The organism is Pseudovibrio sp. POLY-S9 (assembly GCF_001431305.1).
Classification (GTDB): Bacteria; Pseudomonadota; Alphaproteobacteria; order Rhizobiales; family Stappiaceae; genus Pseudovibrio.
Map to the genome: position 1 here is coordinate 85130 of NZ_LCWX01000239.1, position 18540 is coordinate 103669.

Annotated in this window: 18 protein-coding genes and 1 tRNA gene; all 19 read right to left on the minus strand. The window is 52.2% G+C overall.

Going from position 1 to position 18540, the window contains the following annotated elements; translation table 11 throughout:
* The coding region (locus PPL9_RS26845; RefSeq protein ID WP_244273486.1) for a ribonuclease J at positions 1-1330 on the minus strand (1330 nt) is incomplete at its 3' end.
* Between the two features lie 227 nt (positions 1331-1557).
* Entirely contained in the window at positions 1558-2331 is a 774-nt protein-coding gene (locus PPL9_RS26850; RefSeq protein ID WP_208989662.1) for a biotin--[acetyl-CoA-carboxylase] ligase, read from the minus strand.
* Positions 2332-2340: 9 nt separating this feature from the next.
* Entirely contained in the window at positions 2341-3783 is a 1443-nt protein-coding gene (gene nuoN, locus PPL9_RS26855) for an NADH-quinone oxidoreductase subunit NuoN (protein ID WP_057465600.1), read from the minus strand.
* A 17-nt stretch (positions 3784-3800) separates the two neighbouring features.
* Positions 3801-5327 (minus strand): NADH-quinone oxidoreductase subunit M, encoded by a 1527-nt coding sequence (locus PPL9_RS26860; protein WP_057465601.1) that lies wholly within the window; start codon positions 5325-5327, stop codon positions 3801-3803.
* Complete coding sequence (gene nuoL, locus PPL9_RS26865) at positions 5327-7306, minus strand: NADH-quinone oxidoreductase subunit L (protein ID WP_057465602.1); 1980 nt, start codon at positions 7304-7306, stop codon at positions 5327-5329. The genes PPL9_RS26860 and nuoL overlap by 1 nt, the downstream gene beginning before the upstream one ends.
* Before the next feature lie 7 nt (positions 7307-7313).
* Positions 7314-7622: an NADH-quinone oxidoreductase subunit NuoK gene (nuoK, locus tag PPL9_RS26870; RefSeq protein ID WP_057465603.1), complete on the minus strand. Its 309-nt coding sequence runs from the start codon at positions 7620-7622 to the stop codon at positions 7314-7316.
* Positions 7623-7734: 112 nt separating this feature from the next.
* Entirely contained in the window at positions 7735-8349 is a 615-nt protein-coding gene (locus tag PPL9_RS26875) for an NADH-quinone oxidoreductase subunit J (RefSeq protein WP_057465604.1), read from the minus strand.
* 76 nt (positions 8350-8425) lie between these two features.
* Positions 8426-8914 (minus strand): NADH-quinone oxidoreductase subunit NuoI, encoded by a 489-nt coding sequence (nuoI, locus tag PPL9_RS26880; RefSeq protein ID WP_057465605.1) that lies wholly within the window; start codon positions 8912-8914, stop codon positions 8426-8428.
* A 122-nt stretch (positions 8915-9036) separates the two neighbouring features.
* Entirely contained in the window at positions 9037-9273 is a 237-nt protein-coding gene (locus PPL9_RS26885) for a hypothetical protein (RefSeq protein WP_057465606.1), read from the minus strand.
* Entirely contained in the window at positions 9270-10343 is a 1074-nt protein-coding gene (gene nuoH, locus PPL9_RS26890) for an NADH-quinone oxidoreductase subunit NuoH (RefSeq protein ID WP_057465607.1), read from the minus strand. The genes PPL9_RS26885 and nuoH overlap by 4 nt, the downstream gene beginning before the upstream one ends.
* A 13-nt stretch (positions 10344-10356) precedes the next feature.
* On the minus strand, positions 10357-12453 hold the full coding sequence (gene nuoG / locus PPL9_RS26895) for an NADH-quinone oxidoreductase subunit NuoG (protein ID WP_057465608.1): 2097 nt from the start codon (positions 12451-12453) through the stop codon (positions 10357-10359).
* Positions 12450-12800, minus strand: coding sequence for a pentapeptide repeat-containing protein (locus PPL9_RS26900; RefSeq protein WP_057465609.1), 351 nt, complete (start codon positions 12798-12800; stop codon positions 12450-12452). The genes nuoG and PPL9_RS26900 overlap by 4 nt, the downstream gene beginning before the upstream one ends.
* 5 nt (positions 12801-12805) lie before the next feature.
* A complete protein-coding gene (gene nuoF / locus PPL9_RS26905; RefSeq protein ID WP_057465610.1) occupies positions 12806-14107 on the minus strand; it encodes an NADH-quinone oxidoreductase subunit NuoF in 1302 nt (433 codons plus the stop codon).
* Positions 14108-14110: 3 nt separating this feature from the next.
* Positions 14111-14911 carry an NADH-quinone oxidoreductase subunit NuoE gene (nuoE, locus tag PPL9_RS26910; RefSeq protein ID WP_057465611.1) on the minus strand — a complete coding sequence of 267 codons (801 nt, stop codon included), beginning with the start codon at positions 14909-14911 and terminating at the stop codon, positions 14111-14113.
* Positions 14911-16095 carry an NADH-quinone oxidoreductase subunit D gene (locus tag PPL9_RS26915; protein WP_057465612.1) on the minus strand — a complete coding sequence of 395 codons (1185 nt, stop codon included), beginning with the start codon at positions 16093-16095 and terminating at the stop codon, positions 14911-14913. Before PPL9_RS26915 ends, nuoE begins: the two co-directional genes overlap by 1 nt.
* Before the next feature lie 14 nt (positions 16096-16109).
* Entirely contained in the window at positions 16110-16712 is a 603-nt protein-coding gene (locus PPL9_RS26920) for an NADH-quinone oxidoreductase subunit C (RefSeq protein ID WP_057465613.1), read from the minus strand.
* Between the two features lie 100 nt (positions 16713-16812).
* On the minus strand, positions 16813-17397 hold the full coding sequence (locus tag PPL9_RS26925) for an NADH-quinone oxidoreductase subunit B (RefSeq protein WP_057465614.1): 585 nt from the start codon (positions 17395-17397) through the stop codon (positions 16813-16815).
* On the minus strand, positions 17388-17753 hold the full coding sequence (locus PPL9_RS26930; RefSeq protein WP_057465615.1) for an NADH-quinone oxidoreductase subunit A: 366 nt from the start codon (positions 17751-17753) through the stop codon (positions 17388-17390). Before PPL9_RS26930 ends, PPL9_RS26925 begins: the two co-directional genes overlap by 10 nt.
* A gap of 662 nt (positions 17754-18415) precedes the next feature.
* Positions 18416-18492 (minus strand) — tRNA-Asp (locus PPL9_RS26935).
* Positions 18493-18540: the final 48 nt, after the last annotated feature.

Here is an 18540-nt window from a genome sequence, read left to right on the forward strand (position 1 = left end):
CATCGCGAACCAGAATACCGGCAGGTGCTTCATCAATAACCTCAAGCCCACCCGGATGCAGGCGCACCATGTCGCCATCACGGATGATCTTAACGTCCTTCACGCCTTTGCTGATAGCAAAGTCCTTATGACACTGCAGGTGCAGCGGCTCACCGTGAACCGGTAGAACTTTCTTCGGGCGCACAAGATTGTAAACCTGATCCAGCTCACCACGACGCGGATGCCCAGACACGTGCACCAGCGCATCACGATCTGTCACTACCTTCAACCCTTCGTGGGTCAGCTGGTTGATGATATTGGAAACAGCCTTTTCATTGCCCGGAATGGTCCGACTGGAGAAGATAACCATATCACCAGCAGACAGCGCGACCTGACGGTGCTGATCACCGGCAATGCGTGCCATTGCGGCACGCGCTTCGCCCTGAGACCCAGTGCAAAGAGCAACAACCTTATCACGCGGCAAAGATCCATAGGTCTCTTCATCACGGAATGGCGCCAGTCCATCAAGATAGCCCAGATCACGCGCGATCTCGACAGTGCGCTGCATGCTCCGGCCAATCACAACAATCTCACGCTCTGCCGCCATTGCCGCTTCTGCAACCGCGCGCATACGCGCAACGTTGGAGGCAAACGTGGTCACAGCAACGCGGTTCGGTGCCTCTTTGATAATCCGTGTCAGCTCTTCCTTCACATCCGCTTCACTGGGGCTGACCCCGTCACGGACTGCATTGGTGCTGTCACAGACAAAGACATCCACGCCTTCATCTCCCAGTTCACGCAAACGCTGAAGGTCAATCGCTTTACCAATGCCCGGTGTCAGATCGATCTTCCAGTCACCGGAATGCAACACCAGCTGACCGCCAACACGAATAGCCAGAGCACACGGCTCCGGGATCGAGTGGGTCATGGTCACCATCTCAATATCAAAGATACCGGCTTTGAAACGATCTCCCTGATTAACAACAGTCATCGGAATTTCATAATCCGCACCATCGCCAATCAGCTTGGCTTCCAGAAGGCGAGCAGTGAACTCGGTCGCGTAGACCGGTAATTCGAGCCGCTTCCAGAGGTAGGACAATGCGCCGTAATGGTCTTCATGAGCATGCGTGATGACGATGCCATCAATGCGAGACCGCTCTTCTTCCAGAAAACGAATATCTGGCAGAACAAGGTCTACACCCGGCAATTCCGGTCCGGCAAATGAGACACCAAAATCAACAATCAGCCAGCGACGGTCGTCCTCAGGTCCATATCCATAAAGACCAAGGTTCATTCCAATTTCGCCAACACCGCCCAAAGGCAGGAATACGAGCTCTTGAGTGCTCGACATCTAAGACTCCTTCAAAGCATATTCTCAATAAATGGTTCCGGTTCTCGGAATAAGAATATGCGTATAAACTCTAGAGCGCGTTCCGTTTGATTGGGAACAATCAAGCGACAAGAACTAGCTCAAACAAAAGAACTAAAAGCGAGATGCGTGAATGCAACTTGCTCTATGTCCTGACAGACGTGTGGCCTTAGTATTCAAAAGGCCAGCAGAACACGCTTTGCACGTCTTCAGGAAAAGAAAACATCTCCGGCTGTCACCAGCCGCTCGCCACCATGATCCATCTTGACGATCAGGCGACCCATTTGGTCGATGTCCATAAAGACACCGGAAAACTCTTCATTGCTCAGGCGGACACGGATCGGTTTCCCGCGCCCCACGGCGCGTCGCAGCCATGCAGATCTGATCTCTTCAAACCCACTGGCAGCTTTCCACGTTTCCAGCCATCGTGCAAAACTTTGCGCAAGAGCGTCAAAGACCTGTTGCGGCTCACACATGTATCCCATGCTGCGTAGATCTGTAACAGCATAATCACCCAGATCCGGGTGATGAGACACGTTGACGCCAAAACCGCACACAAGGCACAGCTCACCATTAGGCCCACTTTCGCTCTCAAGCAATATGCCAGAGACTTTTTGTCCGTCGATGAGCACATCATTCGGCCACTTCAACTGCACCAGATTGTGCGCACCAGTTGCCCGTTCAATAGCCTCTCCAAGAGCTAGAGCAGCCACAAAGGGCAGCTGAACGATCTTCTCGTTCTGTACACCCACGCGCAGCAGCACCGAGGCAAACAGATTGCCGGTCTCCGAAGTCCACGCTCTCCCACGACGCCCGCGCCCACTCAGCTGAATATCGGACCGGACCCACAGATTACCCGGATGCCCTTCCCGTGCCTTGTGCAGGCCGTGAGTATTGGTGGACCCGATCTGGTCGTAGTACTCAAAACAAAAGCCCGGTGCAGATCGCACCGGGCCTTCGTCTTTTAATTGTCCAAGGTTCATCATAGGAAACTAGAACAGAACGCCAGCCGCATTGGCAGCCGCATTCATAATTGGTTCCGGCATGATGAAGAACAGTCCAACAACTGCGCTGGAAAGACCGAGCACAATTTTCATTTCACCGGACATTGGCAGGAACTCGCCAGTTGCATCATCAAAGAACATGACCTTGATCACACGCAGGTAATAGTAAGCAGCCACAACGCTGGTCACCAGACCAATCACGACCAATGGAGCAAGACCTGCATCCATCGCAGCGATGAACACGTAGAACTTACCAAAGAAGCCAATGAGTGGTGGCAGACCGGTCAGAGAGAACATGATCACTGCAAGCAACACTGCCATTGGCAGGTTGGTCTTGGAAAGACCAGCAAGATCGGAGATCTCTTCAACCATGCCTTCCTTGCGGCGCATGGACAGGATGCAAGCAAACGCACCCAATGTCATCGCAAGGTAAGCAGTCATGAACACGATCAGACCGTGGACACCAGCTTCCGTACCAGCTGCCAGACCAACCAGAGCGTAACCCATGTTACCAATGGAAGAGTATGCCATCAGACGTTTGATGTTCTTCTGACCAATCGCAGCAAAGGCACCAAGACCCATGGACGCAATAGCGATGAACACAACGATCTGCTGCCAGTCTGTGGTCACATTGCCCAAAGGCTCAACCAGCACACGGATCAGCATACCGAACGCAGCAATCTTAGGCGCTGCCGCAAAGAACGCAGTAACCGGTGTTGGTGCACCCTCATAAACGTCCGGGGTCCACATATGGAATGGAACCGCAGAGATCTTGAAGGCAATACCTGCCAGCATGAACACGATACCGAACACCAGACCAAGGGATGCGCGATCGTCTGTCAGAGCCGCCGCGATGCCAGTAAAGTCAGTGTGGCCGGTAAAGCCGTAGATGAAGGACATACCGTAAAGCAGCATACCGGAAGACAACGCGCCAAGGACGAAGTACTTCAGGCCAGCCTCAGTAGAGCGAACAGAGTCACGGTTAATCGCAGCAACCACGTAAAGTGCCAGAGACTGCAGCTCAACACCCAGATACATGGAGATCAGATCGTTGGCTGAAAGCATCAGCATCATACCAACGGTCGCGATCACGATGAGGATCGGGTATTCAAAGCGGTCAAAGTTCTGAGAACGTGCGTAAGCAACAGACATCGCAATCGCAAAGCCGGACCCGATCAGCACCAGTATTTTCATATACTGGGAGAACGCGTCCTGTACGAATGCGCCGTCAAATGTTGTGCCGTAATGCGGGCTCACCAGCAGGATCAGACCCGCAACAGTAAGCAACGCAACGCAGATACCCGTTACCAGCGGAGTGGATTTCTCTCCACCAAAAGCTCCAACCATCAGCAGGACCATTGCGCCGAGAACCAGAAGGATCTCGGGCAATACCGGCATTAGATCAGGAATAGCTAGAAGCTCAGCATTCATGAGTGCACGGTCCCCTGTTAATGGCTAGACACTGCAGCGGCTGCATGGGCAAGACCCCCTGCATCAAGCGCGGCATTGTAGTTTTCGATAAGGGCACCAACGGACGCGGACGTCACATCCAGCACTGCTGCTGGGTAGAACCCGAAGAAGATAGTCAAAATGATCAGCGGAGCCAGGATGAGCTTCTCACGGCCAGTCAGGTCCAGCATGGACTTGAGGCTTTCCTTCTCCAGCGCACCAAACACAACGCGGCGGTAAAGGAACAGAGCGTAAGCAGCAGACAGGATCACACCAGTCGCAGCGAAGAACGCCACCCACGTGTTCACCTGGAACACACCAATCATAGTCAGGAACTCACCCACAAAGCCGGCAGTACCTGGCAGACCAACGTTTGCCATGGTGAAGATCATGAACGCCACCGCATAACGAGGCATGTTGTTCACGAGACCACCATAAGCCGTAATCTGACGGGTGTGCATCCGGTCATAAATCACACCAACACACAGGAACAGTGCGCCAGAGATCAGACCGTGAGCCAGCATCATGAAGATCGCGCCTTCAATACCCTGCGCGTTGGCAGAGAAGATACCCATGGTCACGAAGCCCATATGAGCAACGGATGAGTAGGCAATCAGCTTCTTGATGTCTTCCTGCGCCAGCGCCACCAGTGAGGTGTAGATGATCGCAACGACAGACAGTGTAAAGATGAACGGTGCGAACATATCACTGGCGATTGGGAACATTGGCAATGAGAACCGAAGGAACCCATAACCGCCCATCTTCAGCAGGATCGCAGCCAGAACAACAGAACCAGCCGTCGGCGCTTCCACGTGAGCATCTGGCAACCATGTGTGAACCGGCCACATTGGCATCTTCACTGCAAAGCTTGCGAAGAAGGCCAGCCACAACCACGTCTGCATCGCTGCCGGGAATTCGCTCTCATTAAGCAGAGTTGGAATATCCAGCGTACCAGCCTGCCAGTACATGGCCATGATAGCCGCCAGCATCAACACAGAGCCGAGCAAGGTGTACAGGAAGAACTTGTAGCTTGCATAAACGCGGCGCGGACCACCCCAAACACCGATGATCAGGAACATCGGAATAAGGCCAGCTTCAAAGAACACGTAGAACAGAACCAGATCCAGCGAACAGAACACACCGATCATCAGTGTTTCCAGTACGAGGAAAGCGATCATGTATTCCTTGACGCGGGTCTGAATGCTTTCCCAGCTCGCCAGAATACACAGCGGCATAAGGAAAGTAGTCAGGATCACGAACAGCATGGAAATGCCGTCAACGCCCATGTGGTAGGTGAAGGTATCACCAAACCAGTTGTGCTTCTCCACCATCTGGAAGCCAGGGTTCTCGTTAGTGAACCCGCCCCAGATGAACAAGGAGACGATAAATGTGAAACTCGTCGTAATCAGCGCAACACGCCGAATATTCGTTTTCGCATCTGGGTCATCTCCCCGCACCAGCAGGATGAAGAACACACCGACCAGTGGGAGAAATGTTGTGATGGAAAGGATGGACCAGTCGTTCATTAATGAACTCCCCCACCGGAGAACATGGCCAGGGTCACGAAGAAGGCAACCCCGATCAACATGGCGAATGCGTAGTGATAGATGTAGCCAGACTGCAGGCGAACAACCCAACCGGTAACCTGCTGAACGCGTGAGGCAACACCGTCAGGACCAAGTCCGTCAATCACAGTGCCGTCACCGCGCTTCCACAGGAAGCGGCCAAGAGCCAGGGAAGGTTTCACGAACAGGAAGTCATAAAGCTCATCAAAGTACCATTTGTTCAGGAGGAACAGGTACAGAGGCTTATGACGCTCTGCCAGAGCCTTCGGCATATCTGGTTTAGCGATGTAGAAGAGGTAAGCGATGATGAAACCGCCAGCCATTGCAAGCCATGGGGAAAGCTTCACGAGCCAATGGACGTGATGCATTTCTTCAATGACTGCGAGCTCACTGTTCGTACCGCCAAAGACATTCTTCCAGAAGCTGAGATAGTCAGCACCAATAAAGGCATCCTTGAACACCATACCGGCAAAAGCAGCACCAAGTGCAAGCAACAACAGCGGTACAAGCATAACCCATGGGCTCTCATGGATGTGTTTCATCACATCAACAGAAGCTCGGGTCTTGCCGTGGAAGGTCATGAACACCAGACGCCAGCTGTAGAAACTGGTCAGCGCAGCTGCAAGCACCGTTGCCCAGAAGGCATAGGAGGCAAACATGTTGTGACCAACATAAGCAGCTTCAATGATCGCATCTTTGGAGATGAAGCCAGCTGTACCGATGTAGGTAAACGGAATACCGAAACCAGTCAGAGCCAGCGTACCAATCATCATGGTCCAGTAGGTCCATGGAATGTGCTTACGCAGACCACCCATTTTACGCATGTCCTGCTCGTCAGACACAGAGTGAATAACGGAGCCAGCGCATAAGAACAGCAGTGCTTTAAAGAACGCGTGTGTGAACAGGTGGAAGATACCAACACCGAACGCACCAACACCCAGCGCCACGAACATGTAACCCAGCTGAGAACAGGTGGAGTATGCAATCACGCGCTTGATGTCGTTCTGCACACAGCCAATGGTCGCTGCAAAGAAGGCAGTCGTCGCACCAAAGAAGGTCACAACAGTCAGGGCCGTTGGCGCAAGTTCAAAGATTGGCGCAAGACGCGCAACCATGAACACACCAGCCGTCACCATGGTCGCTGCGTGGATCAGCGCGGAAACAGGCGTTGGGCCTTCCATCGCATCCGGCAACCATGTGTGAAGCAGGAACTGAGCTGATTTACCCATGGCACCCATGAAGAGCAGCAGACAGACCACTGTCAGCGCCGCTTCAGGCATCAACTCATAACCAAGGAAGTTCAGAACAGGCTCTTTGTTCTCCAGAAGAGAAGGACCGCTGCTGAAAATCGTTGCGAAGTCGATGGAACCGTACAGGTAGAAAACACCGAAGATACCCAGAGCGAAACCAAAGTCACCCACACGGTTGACGATGAATGCTTTCATCGCAGCCGCATTGGCAGAAGGTTTCTTGTACCAGAATCCGATCAACAGATAGGATGCCAGACCAACGCCTTCCCAACCAAAGAACATTTGCAGCAAGTCATCAGAGGTGACCAGTGCCAACATTGAGAAGGTAAAGAAGGACAGGTATGCAAAGAACCGCGGACGATGCGGATCGTGGTGCATGTACCCGATAGAGTAAATGTGAACCAGACAGGAAACGGAGTTCACAACCACCAGCATCACTGCGGTGAGTGTATCAACACGAATTGTCCAGTTAACCGATAGATCCCCAGAGGTGATCCAGCGGAAAATTGTCACAATCTGCGTGCTCTCCGACCCAAGGCCGTATTGAAAAAACACCACCCATGACAAAAGGGCTGCGACAATCATGAAGCCGCTGGTGATGTACTCGCTGGCTTTGACCCCAAGCCGATTGCCGAACATTCCGACAATCAGGAAGCCAAGCAACGGCAGAAAAACGATTGCTGAAAACATCCGCCCCTCAGCCTTTCATCATATTGATGTCTTCCACGGCAATAGAGCCGCGGTTACGGAAGTAAACAACCAGAATAGCAAGACCAATGGCCGCCTCTGCTGCTGCAACGGTAAGGACCAGGAGCGCAAAGATCTGACCAACCATGTCCTGCATGAAGTAGGAAAATGCCACCAGGTTGATATTAACTGCGAGCAATAAGAGCTCGATAGACATCAGGATCACGATGACGTTCTTTCGGTTGAGAAAGATGCCAAAGATCCCGATGGTGAATAGGATCGCTGCGACCCCGAGATAGTGCGCTATGCCAATTTCCATGGGCGCCTCTCAGTGCTCCCCGTGTTCTATTCAAATTCCGGAGAGGGAACCTTCAGGAGGAAGGTCTTTTCTCCGGCACGAATTAATGATGAAGACCCGTTACAAACGCGTCTTACAACCCCTTGCCTCTTTCAACTTTGACCACTTCGATCGAAGTTTCAGGACGACGGGCAACCTGCTCAGAGATGTTCTGACGGCGTACGCCCGGCTTATGGCGGAGGGTCAATACAATCGCACCGATCATTGCAACCAGCAGCACCAGACCAGAAACCTGGAACCAGTAAATGTAGCGGGTGTAAAGCAATTCACCGATAGCGGCGATATTTTGTGTCTGCTCAACAGGAGGTGTCGGGGCGGACCCTTCACCTAGCATGCCAGGAGCGATGTACCAGCCACTGGCAACCATCAAAAGTTCAGCCAGCAGAATTGCACCAATCAGCGCGCCGATTGGCAAATACTGCAAGAACCCCTGACGCATTTCGGCAAAGTCAACATCCAGCATCATGACCACGAACAGGAACAGCACCATGACCGCACCCACGTAGACAACAACCAGAAGCATCGCCAGATACTCGGCACCAATCAGTACAAACAACCCGGCTGCATTAAAGAAGCACAGGATGAGGAACAGCACTGAGTGAACCGGATTGCGAGAAGCAATCACCATGAAGGCAGAGGCCACCGCAAGTGCGGCAAACAGATAGAAAAACAGGGCCTGCAAAACCATTTTTAGGTTGCCTTTGTCCTATTGTCTCGCCCGGTCAGTGCAAAGCCCCAACCGGACACAATCCACTCCCGTTACCTTAACGGTACGGAGCATCCAATTCGATATTGCGAGCGATCTCACGCTCCCAACGCTCCCCATTCGCAAGCAGCTTGTCCTTGTCGTAGAACAGCTCTTCCCGCGTCTCGGTCGCAAATTCAAAGTTCGGGCCTTCCACGATCGCATCCACCGGACACGCTTCCTGACAGAACCCGCAGTAAATGCACTTGGTCATGTCAATGTCGTAGCGAGTGGTACGGCGTGTCCCGTCATTACGACGAGGTCCAGCTTCAATCGTAATGGCCTGCGCAGGGCAGATCGCTTCACACAGCTTACAAGCAATGCAGCGCTCTTCTCCATTCGGATACCGGCGCAAGGCGTGTTCACCGCGAAAACGCGGGCTTACAGCACCCTTCTCAAAGGGATAGTTAATCGTCGGCTTTGGCTTGAAGAAATAACGCATGGCAAGAAAAAACGCCGATACGAACTCCTTCAAAAGCAACGACTTTGCGGCCTGTCCCAGTCCCATAGCCTTTACAGCCCTTTCTTGATCGAACATGCCACCGGCATGAAAGATCGATTACAATCCAAGAGAACCTAGGGGCACTTCCAAGAAGTCATACTAGGTTCTCGTTACCCTTTCCTCTCGAATTAAGGAGCAATGCTAGCTCCGGCGAGATATCCGATAATCGGAATCCCGATTATCGTCAGGGTAAAAATGACTTTGCGGATCGTCGGTTCCGCCAGCTCAACCCAACCTTTTTCAGCTGGGTTGCGCTCTTTTCCTTTGTTGATGGCTGCCTCCATAAATCCAAGAAGGAGACGGTAGTTCAGCCATCCAAGGTAAATTCCCATGACACCGCCGATTAACCCGGCGATGGAAATCATGCTCCGAACCCACCCACTGGTGGGGTCCAGCCCATGAACATCAGCACGAAGGCCACGATGAACACCATTGCCAGTGACAGCGGCAGGAAGACTTTCCAACCCAGACGCATCAGCTGATCATAGCGATACCGCGGGACCATTGCTTTGGCCATGGAGATGAAGAAGAACACCAACAGACACTTGAGCAGGAACCAGACGATACCAGGCACCCATGTGAATGGTGCGATATCCAATGGAGGCAACCAGCCACCCATGAACAGGATGGTCATCAGACCACACATCAAGGAGATCGCCACATACTCACCCAACATGAACATCATGTAAGGGGTAGAGCCGTATTCAACCATGAAGCCTGCAACCAGTTCAGATTCTGCTTCTGCCAGATCGAATGGCGGACGGTTTGTTTCAGCAAGTGCGGAAACAAAGAACACCACGAACATCGGGAACAGCGGCAACCAATACCAGTTCAAGATGGACAACCATGGAACGCCCAGCACGTGAGCAAGCCCGCGAGCCTGCTGCGCATAAACGATCTCGGTCAGGTTCAACGAACCAACGCAAAGCAGAACAGTCACGATCACGAAGCCGATAGACACTTCGTAAGAAACCATCTGAGCTGCAGAACGTAGAGCTGACAGGAACGGGTATTTGGAGTTGGAAGCCCAACCACCGATGATCACGCCGTAAACTCCAAGGGAGCTGATCGCGAACACATACAAAATACCCACGTTGATGTTTGCAATCACCCAGCCATCCGCAACAGGCATAACCACCCATGCAGCGAGTGACAGAACCACTGTAATCAGCGGCGCAAACAAAAACAGGAACTTATCAGACCCCGATGGGATCACTGGCTCTTTCAAAACGAATTTCAAAAGATCCGCAAAACTCTGCAGCAAGCCCCAGGGGCCAACAACGTTAGGACCACGACGGATCTGGACAGCAGCCCAGATCTTACGGTCAGCGTATAGAATGTAAGCAACGATCAGCAGCAGCACGACCATCAACAACACGCTCTGGAAGAGCATGATGATCAGCGGCCAGCCATAATCCCAGAAAAAAGCTTCCATGCTCACCGTCCCCTTATTCCGCCGCCTCAGCTCGGCGCTGCATGGCAAGTGCAGAACACTCGGCCATCACCGCTGAAGCTCGGGCAATCGGGTTGGTTAGATAAAAATCATTGAATGCCTGTGCGAAACCGGCACCATTCATGTCACCACCGCGTGCGGCAAGCTTGGAAACATCCGAAGCAACACCGGTCGCGATGCAATTTACATTCGCCATATGAGGAACTGCCTCAACAACAGCACCACGCAACTGCGCAAAGCTGTTGAAGGAAAGCGGTTTACCAAGTGCACCGGAAAGCGCACGAATGATCGCCCAGTCCTCACGTGCATCACCAGGAGGGAATGCAGCACGATTTGCCAGCTGTACACGGCCTTCCAGGTTCACAAAGGTCCCTGGCTTCTCGGTGTAAGCAGCACCTGGCAGAATAACGTCAGCGCGGTGTGCACCGCGGTCACCGTGGGTACCGATGTAAACAACAAACGCATCACCGAAGGAAGACATGTCCAGTTCATCTGCACCAAGCAGGAACACAACATCAAGGTCACCCTTGGCAGCTGCATCTTGAATACCACCAGTATCCAGACCGCCCTCACCCGGAACAAGTCCGATATCCAGACCACCAACGCGGCTGGCAGCAGTGTGCAGAACGTTAAAGCCGTTCCACTCATCGCTAACAGCACCAACGCTTTCAGCAAGTTTGGCAGCAGCAGCCAGCACAGCAGCACCGTCTTCACGGGCAATCGCGCCTTCACCAACGATAATCATTGGATTCTTCGCGTTCTTCAGGACGTCTGCAAATGCATTCTTGCCAGAAGCAAGATCCGCCAGAGTGTCCGGACCAGCACCGAGGTAATCCACATCATAAGTCAGGTCTGCAGGCTGGCCAATCAGACCAACTTTTGCACCGCTATGACGCCACACCTTGCGGATGCGAGCATTGAGAACAGGCGCTTCAACACGTGGATTAGCACCCACGAGAAGAATTACGTCAGCGTCTTCAATACCTTCCACGGAAGAGTTAAACAGATAGGTTGTCCGACCAAGCGATGGATCAAGCTGTGCACCATCCTGACGGCAATCCATGTTGGCGGAACCAACACTCTCCATCAAAGCCTTCAGAGCAAACATCTCTTCAACAGTTGCAAGGTCACCAGCGATCGCAGCAGTTTTAGAACCACCAGCCGCTTTCACCTTGGCCGCAACCGCATTCAGAGCTTCAGTCCAACTCACAGGAGCCAGCTTGCCCTCCTGCTTCACATACGGGCGATCCAGACGTTGTGTCTTCAGACCATCCCAGATGAAGCGGGTTTTATCGGAGATCCATTCCTCGTTCACTTCTTCATTGAGGCGAGGCATGATGCGCATGACTTCTTTACCGCGTGTATCAACACGGATAGCAGAGCCAAGAGCGTCCATCACGTCGACGCTTTCTGTCTTCACCAGCTCCCATGGACGAGCATTGAACTCGTATGGGCGGGAGGTCAGAGCACCAACCGGGCAAAGGTCAATCACGTTGCCCTGCAGCTCGGAGGAAAGCGCTTCTTCAAGATAAGTGGTAATCTCGGCGTCTTCACCTCGGCCAATCAGCCCCAGTTCAGAAACACCGGCAACCTCGGTCGTAAAGCGAACACAGCGCGTGCAATGAATGCAGCGTGTCATGATCGTCTTCACAAGCGGGCCGACATATTTATTTTCAACTGCGCGCTTGTTTTCCGCATAACGGGAACTATCTACACCGTAAGCCATGGCCTGATCCTGAAGATCACACTCACCGCCTTGGTCACAGATAGGGCAGTCCAGCGGGTGGTTGATCAGGAGAAACTCCATCACACCTTCACGCGCCTTTTTCACCATAGGAGATTTTGTAAAAATCTCTGGTGGCTGGCCTTCTGGTCCCGGACGCAGATCGCGCACACCCATTGCACAAGAGGCAACCGGCTTTGGCGGTCCGCCTTTTACTTCTACAAGGCACATGCGGCAGTTGCCGGCTACTGAAAGCCGGTCATGAAAACAGAACCGAGGAATTTCCGCGCCGGCCTCTTCACAGGCCTGCATAACGGTATATTCCGCAGGAACTTCAATTTCTTTGCCGTCGACGACAAGCTTGGTCATGCGTTGGCATCCTCACCCTTAGCTTCTTTAGCCCGATAAGCTTTAAGAAGCTCAGTCACTTCAATTCCATCGATGGTCATGCCCTCAAGCCGGCAGCTTTTGAGTTTAGCGCCAGCCAGATTGGCATTTTCAAGGATCAGCCCAGAAAGATTGACTTTCTCGACTGACCAACCAGAAAGGTTTGCATCAAGGATAGACCAGCCTGAGAGATTAACGTCGTTGATGCGGCCACCGGACAGATTCACATTCGTGAAAGAGCAACCAGACAGATTGCAATCCACAAACAAAGAACCGGAAAGGTCGCTTTCGCTCACATTCAGACGTTTTTTCTCATTGCTGATCTTCATATCCCCTACTCCGCTGCAATCTTGTCGGTCGGTGTGCGCTGCGTAGCAACGTATTGATCGATCCGATCTTCAATCACAGGGCGGAAGTTTTTGATCAAACCCTGAATAGGCCATGCAGCCGCATCACCAAGCGCGCAGATCGTATGACCTTCCACCTGCTTGGTTACTTTGAACAGCATGTCGATTTCTTCATAAGAGCTCTCGCCCTTGACCATCCGCTCCATCACGCGCCACATCCAGCCCGTACCTTCACGGCACGGCGTACACTGACCGCAGCTCTCGTGTTTGTAGAAGTAGGACAGACGGGCAATCGCTTTGATGATGTCCGTGGAGTTGTCCATCACGATCACAGCAGCTGTACCCAGGGAAGAGCCAACTTCGCGCAGACCGTCAAAGTCCATCTTGGCGTCACGGATCTCTTCGCCCTTCACACAAGGAACAGAAGAACCACCCGGAATAACCGCCAGCAGATTGTCCCAGCCGCCGCGGATACCACCGCAGTGCTTTTCAATCAGTTCCTTGAACGGAATACCCATGGTTTCTTCAACGGTACAAGGTTTATTCACGTGTCCGGAAACACAGAACAGCTTTGTACCAGCGTTGTTTTCGCGGCCAATACCGGAGAACCATGCACCACCACGACGCAAGATGGTCGGAGCAACAGCAATGGATTCCACGTTGTTCACTGTGGTTGGGCAGCCATAGATACCCATGTTCGCAGGGAACGGAGGCTTCAGACGCGGCTGACCTTTTTTACCTTCAAGACTTTCCAGCAGTGCAGTTTCTTCACCGCAGATGTAAGCCCCTGCACCGTGGTGCACGTAGATATCAAAGTCGTAGCCGTTCTTGTTGTTCTTGCCGATCAGGCCAGCATCATATGCCTGATCAATCGCAGCCTGCAGACGCTCACGTTCACGAATGAACTCGCCGCGCACGTAAATGTACGCAGCAATAGCACCCATCGCGAAACCAGCAAGCAAGCAGCCCTCAACCAGATGGTGAGGATCGTGACGCATGATTTCACGGTCTTTACAGGTGCCCGGCTCGGACTCATCTGCATTGACCACGAGATAGGCCGGACGACCATCGCTTTCCTTCGGCATGAAGGACCACTTCAGGCCAGTCGGGAAGCCCGCACCACCACGACCACGAAGACCGGAAGTCTTCATTTCGTCGATGATCCAGCTGCGACCTTTGTCAATAATGTCTTTGGTACCAGACCATGATCCGCGCTGACGAGCTCCTTCGAGCCCCCAGTCATGCAGACCATAGATATTGGTGAAGATACGATCGGAATCGTTCAGCATCGCTTACCCCTCACCTTTCGCTTTGGCTTCCTGAGCTTTGCGGTGGCTCTCCAAGAACTCCGCAACACCAGCCTCAGCTGGACGAGGAACACCAGTATAACCAGCACCGCCAGTATTCAGAGCAGCACCTGCATGGTGCCGTGACGCTGCATCGGAACCGTCAACAACGATCGCTTCCTGAGGTGCACCCTTAGTGGTGTCCTCAATATTCAGCAATGTGGTTGGACCACCCTCTGGCGCCGCAAAGATACGGTCAACACCCTGAGGGCCCGGCAGAACCGGCTTTCCGCCTGCAATGTCATCAAGAAGCTTTTCAAACTTCTCAACATCCAGATCCTCATAGAAGTCTTTGAAGATCTGCACCATCGGCGCGTTTACACAAGCACCAAGGCACTCAACCTCTTCCCAAGAGAAGTTTCCGTCTTCGGAAAGGGTATGAGGGGTCTCGGAGATCTTGCTTTTACAAACTTTGATAAGCTCTTCAGAACCACGCAACTGACAAGGGGTCGTACCACACACCTGAATGTGTGCTTTTTTACCGACCGGCTGCAGCTGGAACATGGTGTAGAAGGTAGCCACTTCCAGAACACGGATGCGAGGCATATCGAGCATTTCAGAGATCGCACGGATCGCTGGCTCGGTCACCCAACCAACCTGCTCTTGCGCACGCCACAGAATTGGTACGACAGCAGATGCCTGACGCCCTTCCGGGTAACGCGCGATAACTTTATTCGCCCATTCCAGATTTTCTGGAGAGAACTCAAAAGACTCTGGCTGTTCGTGATGAAGACGACGCACTGACATTACCGGTCAATCTCCCCAAATACGATATCGATGGAACCGATGACAGCGGCAACGTCAGCCAACATATGGCCGCGGCACAGGTAATCCAACGCCTGCAGGTGAGCAAAGCCAGGAGCCTTGATCTTGCAGCGGTAAGGCTTATTGGTTCCATCAGAAACGAGATACACGCCGAATTCGCCTTTTGGCGCCTCAACGGCTGCATAAATCTCGCCTTCAGGGACTTTATAACCCTCGGTGTAAAGCTTGAAGTGATGGATCAGAGCTTCCATGGAGCGCTTCATTTCACCGCGCTTTGGTGGAACCACCTTACCATCGGTTGAAGAAACAGGGCCAGTTTCCTTACCCAGCATCTCCAGACACTGCTTAATGATGCGAACAGACTGGTGCATCTCAAACATGCGGATCAGGTAACGGTCGTAACAGTCGCCGTTCTTACCGATTGCAATGTCGAATTCCATCTCATCGTAGCACTCGTAAGGCTGCGACTTGCGCAAATCCCACTTCGCACCGGAACCACGAACCATCACACCGGAAAAGCCCATAGCCCAGGCTTCATCAAGATCAACAACGCCGATATCAACGTTACGCTGTTTGAAGATACGGTTGTCAGTCAGAAGGCCTTCAATGTCGTCAAGCGTTTTGAGGAACGGATCACACCAGTTCCACATGTCCTCAAGCAACTGAGCAGGAAGATCCTGATGCACACCGCCCGGACGCACATAAGCCGCGTGCATACGAGCACCACAACCGCGCTCATAAAACGCCATAAGCTCTTCGCGAGGCTCAAAGCCCCACAGCGGCGGCGTCAACGCACCAACATCCATCGCCTGCGTCGTCACGTTCAAAAGGTGTGACAGCAAACGTCCAATTTCAGAGTAAAGCACACGGATCAGCTGACCGCGCTTTGGCACTTCAATGCCCAGCAAACGTTCAACAGCGAGAGCAAAAGCATGCTCCTGGTTCATTGGTGCCACATAGTCCAACCGGTCGAAGTAAGGCACAGCCTGAAGATAGGTCTTGTGCTCGATCAGTTTTTCAGTACCCCGGTGCAGCAGACCGATATGCGGGTCAACGCGCGTGACCACCTCACCGTCCAGTTCAAGAACCAGACGAAGCACACCGTGCGCCGCAGGGTGCTGCGGACCAAAGTTAATATTAAAGTTTCGTACCTGAGCCTCAGCCATTCTCTACCCGTGCCTCAGTTCGATGCTTTTTCATCACCAGGAAGCACATAGTCAGTACCTTCCCACGGTGAGAGGAAATCAAAACTACGGAATTCCTGAGTAAGCTGCACAGGCTCATAAACAACACGCTTTTTGGTGTCGTCGTAACGAACCTCTACATAACCTGTCAGAGGAAAATCCTTGCGAAGCGGGAAACCGTCAAAACCGTAGTCAGTCAGCAAACGCCGCAGATCCGGGTTACCGGTGAACAAAATGCCATACATGTCGTAGGCTTCACGTTCAAACCATTCAGCACCCTTGAAAATGGAGATAACAGAAGGAACCGGAGTGGCCTCATCTGTCTGAACCTTCACGCGAACGCGCAAGTTCTGAACGGGGGAAAGCAGGTGGTACACAACGTCGAAACGTTTTTCCCGAGCTGGCCAGTCCACACCGCAAATATCAACCAATGCTACAAAGCCGCACCGCGCGTCATCGCGCAGGAAACGCAAAACATTGATAATCTGATCATGGGACACATTAAGAGCCAGATCGCCATAAGCAACCGACCAGCCCTTAACTTTGTCTCCAAGCGTTAGCTCGATAAATTCACCGAGTTCGCTAAGCGTCTCGTCCATTACCTTGTTTCCTATAGGTTGGACATCTCACAAATGGCAAGGAACCCCATGCCAGCAATGTCGATAAGGCCGCGCACCACGAAAGTGCACGACCTGTAATTTATCTTTCAATCGTACCCGTACGGCGGATCTTCTTCTGCAGCAGCAGCACACCATAAAGCAGCGCTTCAGCAGTTGGAGGACAACCCGGCACATAGATATCAACCGGAACAACCCGGTCACATCCGCGTACAACAGAATAGGAATAGTGGTAGTAACCGCCGCCATTTGCACATGATCCCATGGAGATCACATAGCGAGGCTCTGGCATCTGGTCGTAAACCTTACGCAGCGCAGGTGCCATTTTGTTGGTCAGTGTTCCTGCAACAATCATCACGTCAGACTGACGTGGGGAGCCACGAGGAGCAAAGCCGAAACGCTCTGCGTCATAACGCGGCATCGACATCTGCATCATTTCCACTGCACAACAAGCAAGACCAAACGTCATCCACATGAGCGAACCGGTACGTGCCCACTGAATCAGACTTTCACTGGAAGTAACCAGAAAACCTTTATCAGAAAGCTCGTTGTTCACATTCATGAAGAACGGATCATTTTCGCCCACCGGGCGGCCTGTGTTGGGATCAATGATCCCTTTTGGAGCTTCAGAGACAAGAGGCTTGGAGCCGTCAGAGATCAATCCCATTCCAGCGCTCCCTTCTTCCATTCATAGATGAACCCAATCGTGAGCACGCCCAGGAAGATCATCATGGAAACGAAGCCAAACCAGCCCAGTCCGCCATAAGCAACAGCCCATGGGAAGAGGAAAGCAACTTCGAGATCAAAGATGATGAAGAGGATCGATACCAGATAAAACCGGATGTCGAATTTCATACGCGCGTCATCAAAGGCATTAAAGCCGCACTCGTAAGCGGAGAGCTTCTCAGAATCTGGATTCTTAAAAGCTACGATAAACGGGGCAATGAGAAGCGCGAGGCCAATAACGAGGGCAACACCGATAAAGACGACAATCGGGATGTACTCCCTGAGGAGGTCTTCCATTTGTATATCCGTCCCTGGACGTAACAGGTCATGCGACCAATAAAACTCTTGGTGCACTGCACACACGGCAGAAAGTAGGGCGTAAGATTTGGAAGGACACCCTAGGATCCGGTGTATCTAGTCGCACCGCAACGCACGATTAGCTTAGCCCCACCATCTGCGCAAGACCTTACAACGGAGTAAATCGGGTCGGAAAGAGTGCTTTACGCCGCGAGAAGATCACATTCTCGAGAGGCGGGCACTAAAAAGCCGCTAAAAACCTAGAGATATATATTATGAGTAAAATACTCATATTAAAATAGAAAAATGACGTTTTCTAACAATTGCTTGGGAAAACTACTCAAGACTTAAAATCGGACAATAAAATTGGTGCATTTTCCTGCGTAGTTCTGCGTAAATAGTCAAAATGTCTCAATTGAAGAGTCGCGGGGCAATACCCATGGGCCTGCACTACTTGCTACATTTCAAGTCCCTGCCCGCAAAAACTTGTCCGCTAAATCCGCGATTTAAGACAGCTCCCCTACCCTAATTATAAGACAGCAAAGCTTTGGCAAAAGACATGGGCAGATAATGCAATAAAGCTCAGAGAAGATGAGCCAGAATACACGAAAGCACGATGCGCTATTCAAAGCGAACATCGTGCTTTTCGTAGTAAATGAAAGTGGCGCGAGTGACGGGACTCGAACCCGCGACCTCCGGCGTGACAGGCCGGCACTCTAACCAACTGAGCTACACCCGCAACTCTCATTTATATGTTTGTTATAGCAGCTACTTCTCAAAGAGAAGT

Excerpts from the sequence above, each read along its gene's own strand:
- PPL9_RS26850 (WP_208989662.1), bottom strand. The coding sequence starts at position 2,331 with ATGAACCTTGGACAATTAAAAGACGAAGGCCCGGTGCGATCTGCACCG.
- nuoN (WP_057465600.1), bottom strand. The coding sequence starts at position 3,783 with ATGAATGCTGAGCTTCTAGCTATTCCTGATCTAATGCCGGTATTGCCC.
- PPL9_RS26860 (WP_057465601.1), bottom strand. The coding sequence starts at position 5,327 with ATGAACGACTGGTCCATCCTTTCCATCACAACATTTCTCCCACTGGTC.
- nuoL (WP_057465602.1), bottom strand. The coding sequence starts at position 7,306 with ATGTTTTCAGCAATCGTTTTTCTGCCGTTGCTTGGCTTCCTGATTGTC.
- nuoK (WP_057465603.1), bottom strand. The coding sequence starts at position 7,622 with ATGGAAATTGGCATAGCGCACTATCTCGGGGTCGCAGCGATCCTATTC.
- PPL9_RS26875 (WP_057465604.1), bottom strand. The coding sequence starts at position 8,349 with ATGGTTTTGCAGGCCCTGTTTTTCTATCTGTTTGCCGCACTTGCGGTG.
- nuoI (WP_057465605.1), bottom strand. The coding sequence starts at position 8,914 with ATGGGACTGGGACAGGCCGCAAAGTCGTTGCTTTTGAAGGAGTTCGTA.
- PPL9_RS26885 (WP_057465606.1), bottom strand. The coding sequence starts at position 9,273 with ATGATTTCCATCGCCGGGTTAATCGGCGGTGTCATGGGAATTTACCTT.
- nuoH (WP_057465607.1), bottom strand. The coding sequence starts at position 10,343 with ATGGAAGCTTTTTTCTGGGATTATGGCTGGCCGCTGATCATCATGCTC.
- nuoG (WP_057465608.1), bottom strand. The coding sequence starts at position 12,453 with ATGACCAAGCTTGTCGTCGACGGCAAAGAAATTGAAGTTCCTGCGGAA.
- PPL9_RS26900 (WP_057465609.1), bottom strand. The coding sequence starts at position 12,800 with ATGAAGATCAGCAATGAGAAAAAACGTCTGAATGTGAGCGAAAGCGAC.
- nuoF (WP_057465610.1), bottom strand. The coding sequence starts at position 14,107 with ATGCTGAACGATTCCGATCGTATCTTCACCAATATCTATGGTCTGCAT.
- nuoE (WP_057465611.1), bottom strand. The coding sequence starts at position 14,911 with ATGTCAGTGCGTCGTCTTCATCACGAACAGCCAGAGTCTTTTGAGTTC.
- PPL9_RS26915 (WP_057465612.1), bottom strand. The coding sequence starts at position 16,095 with ATGGCTGAGGCTCAGGTACGAAACTTTAATATTAACTTTGGTCCGCAG.
- PPL9_RS26920 (WP_057465613.1), bottom strand. The coding sequence starts at position 16,712 with ATGGACGAGACGCTTAGCGAACTCGGTGAATTTATCGAGCTAACGCTT.
- PPL9_RS26925 (WP_057465614.1), bottom strand. The coding sequence starts at position 17,397 with ATGGGATTGATCTCTGACGGCTCCAAGCCTCTTGTCTCTGAAGCTCCA.
- PPL9_RS26930 (WP_057465615.1), bottom strand. The coding sequence starts at position 17,753 with ATGGAAGACCTCCTCAGGGAGTACATCCCGATTGTCGTCTTTATCGGT.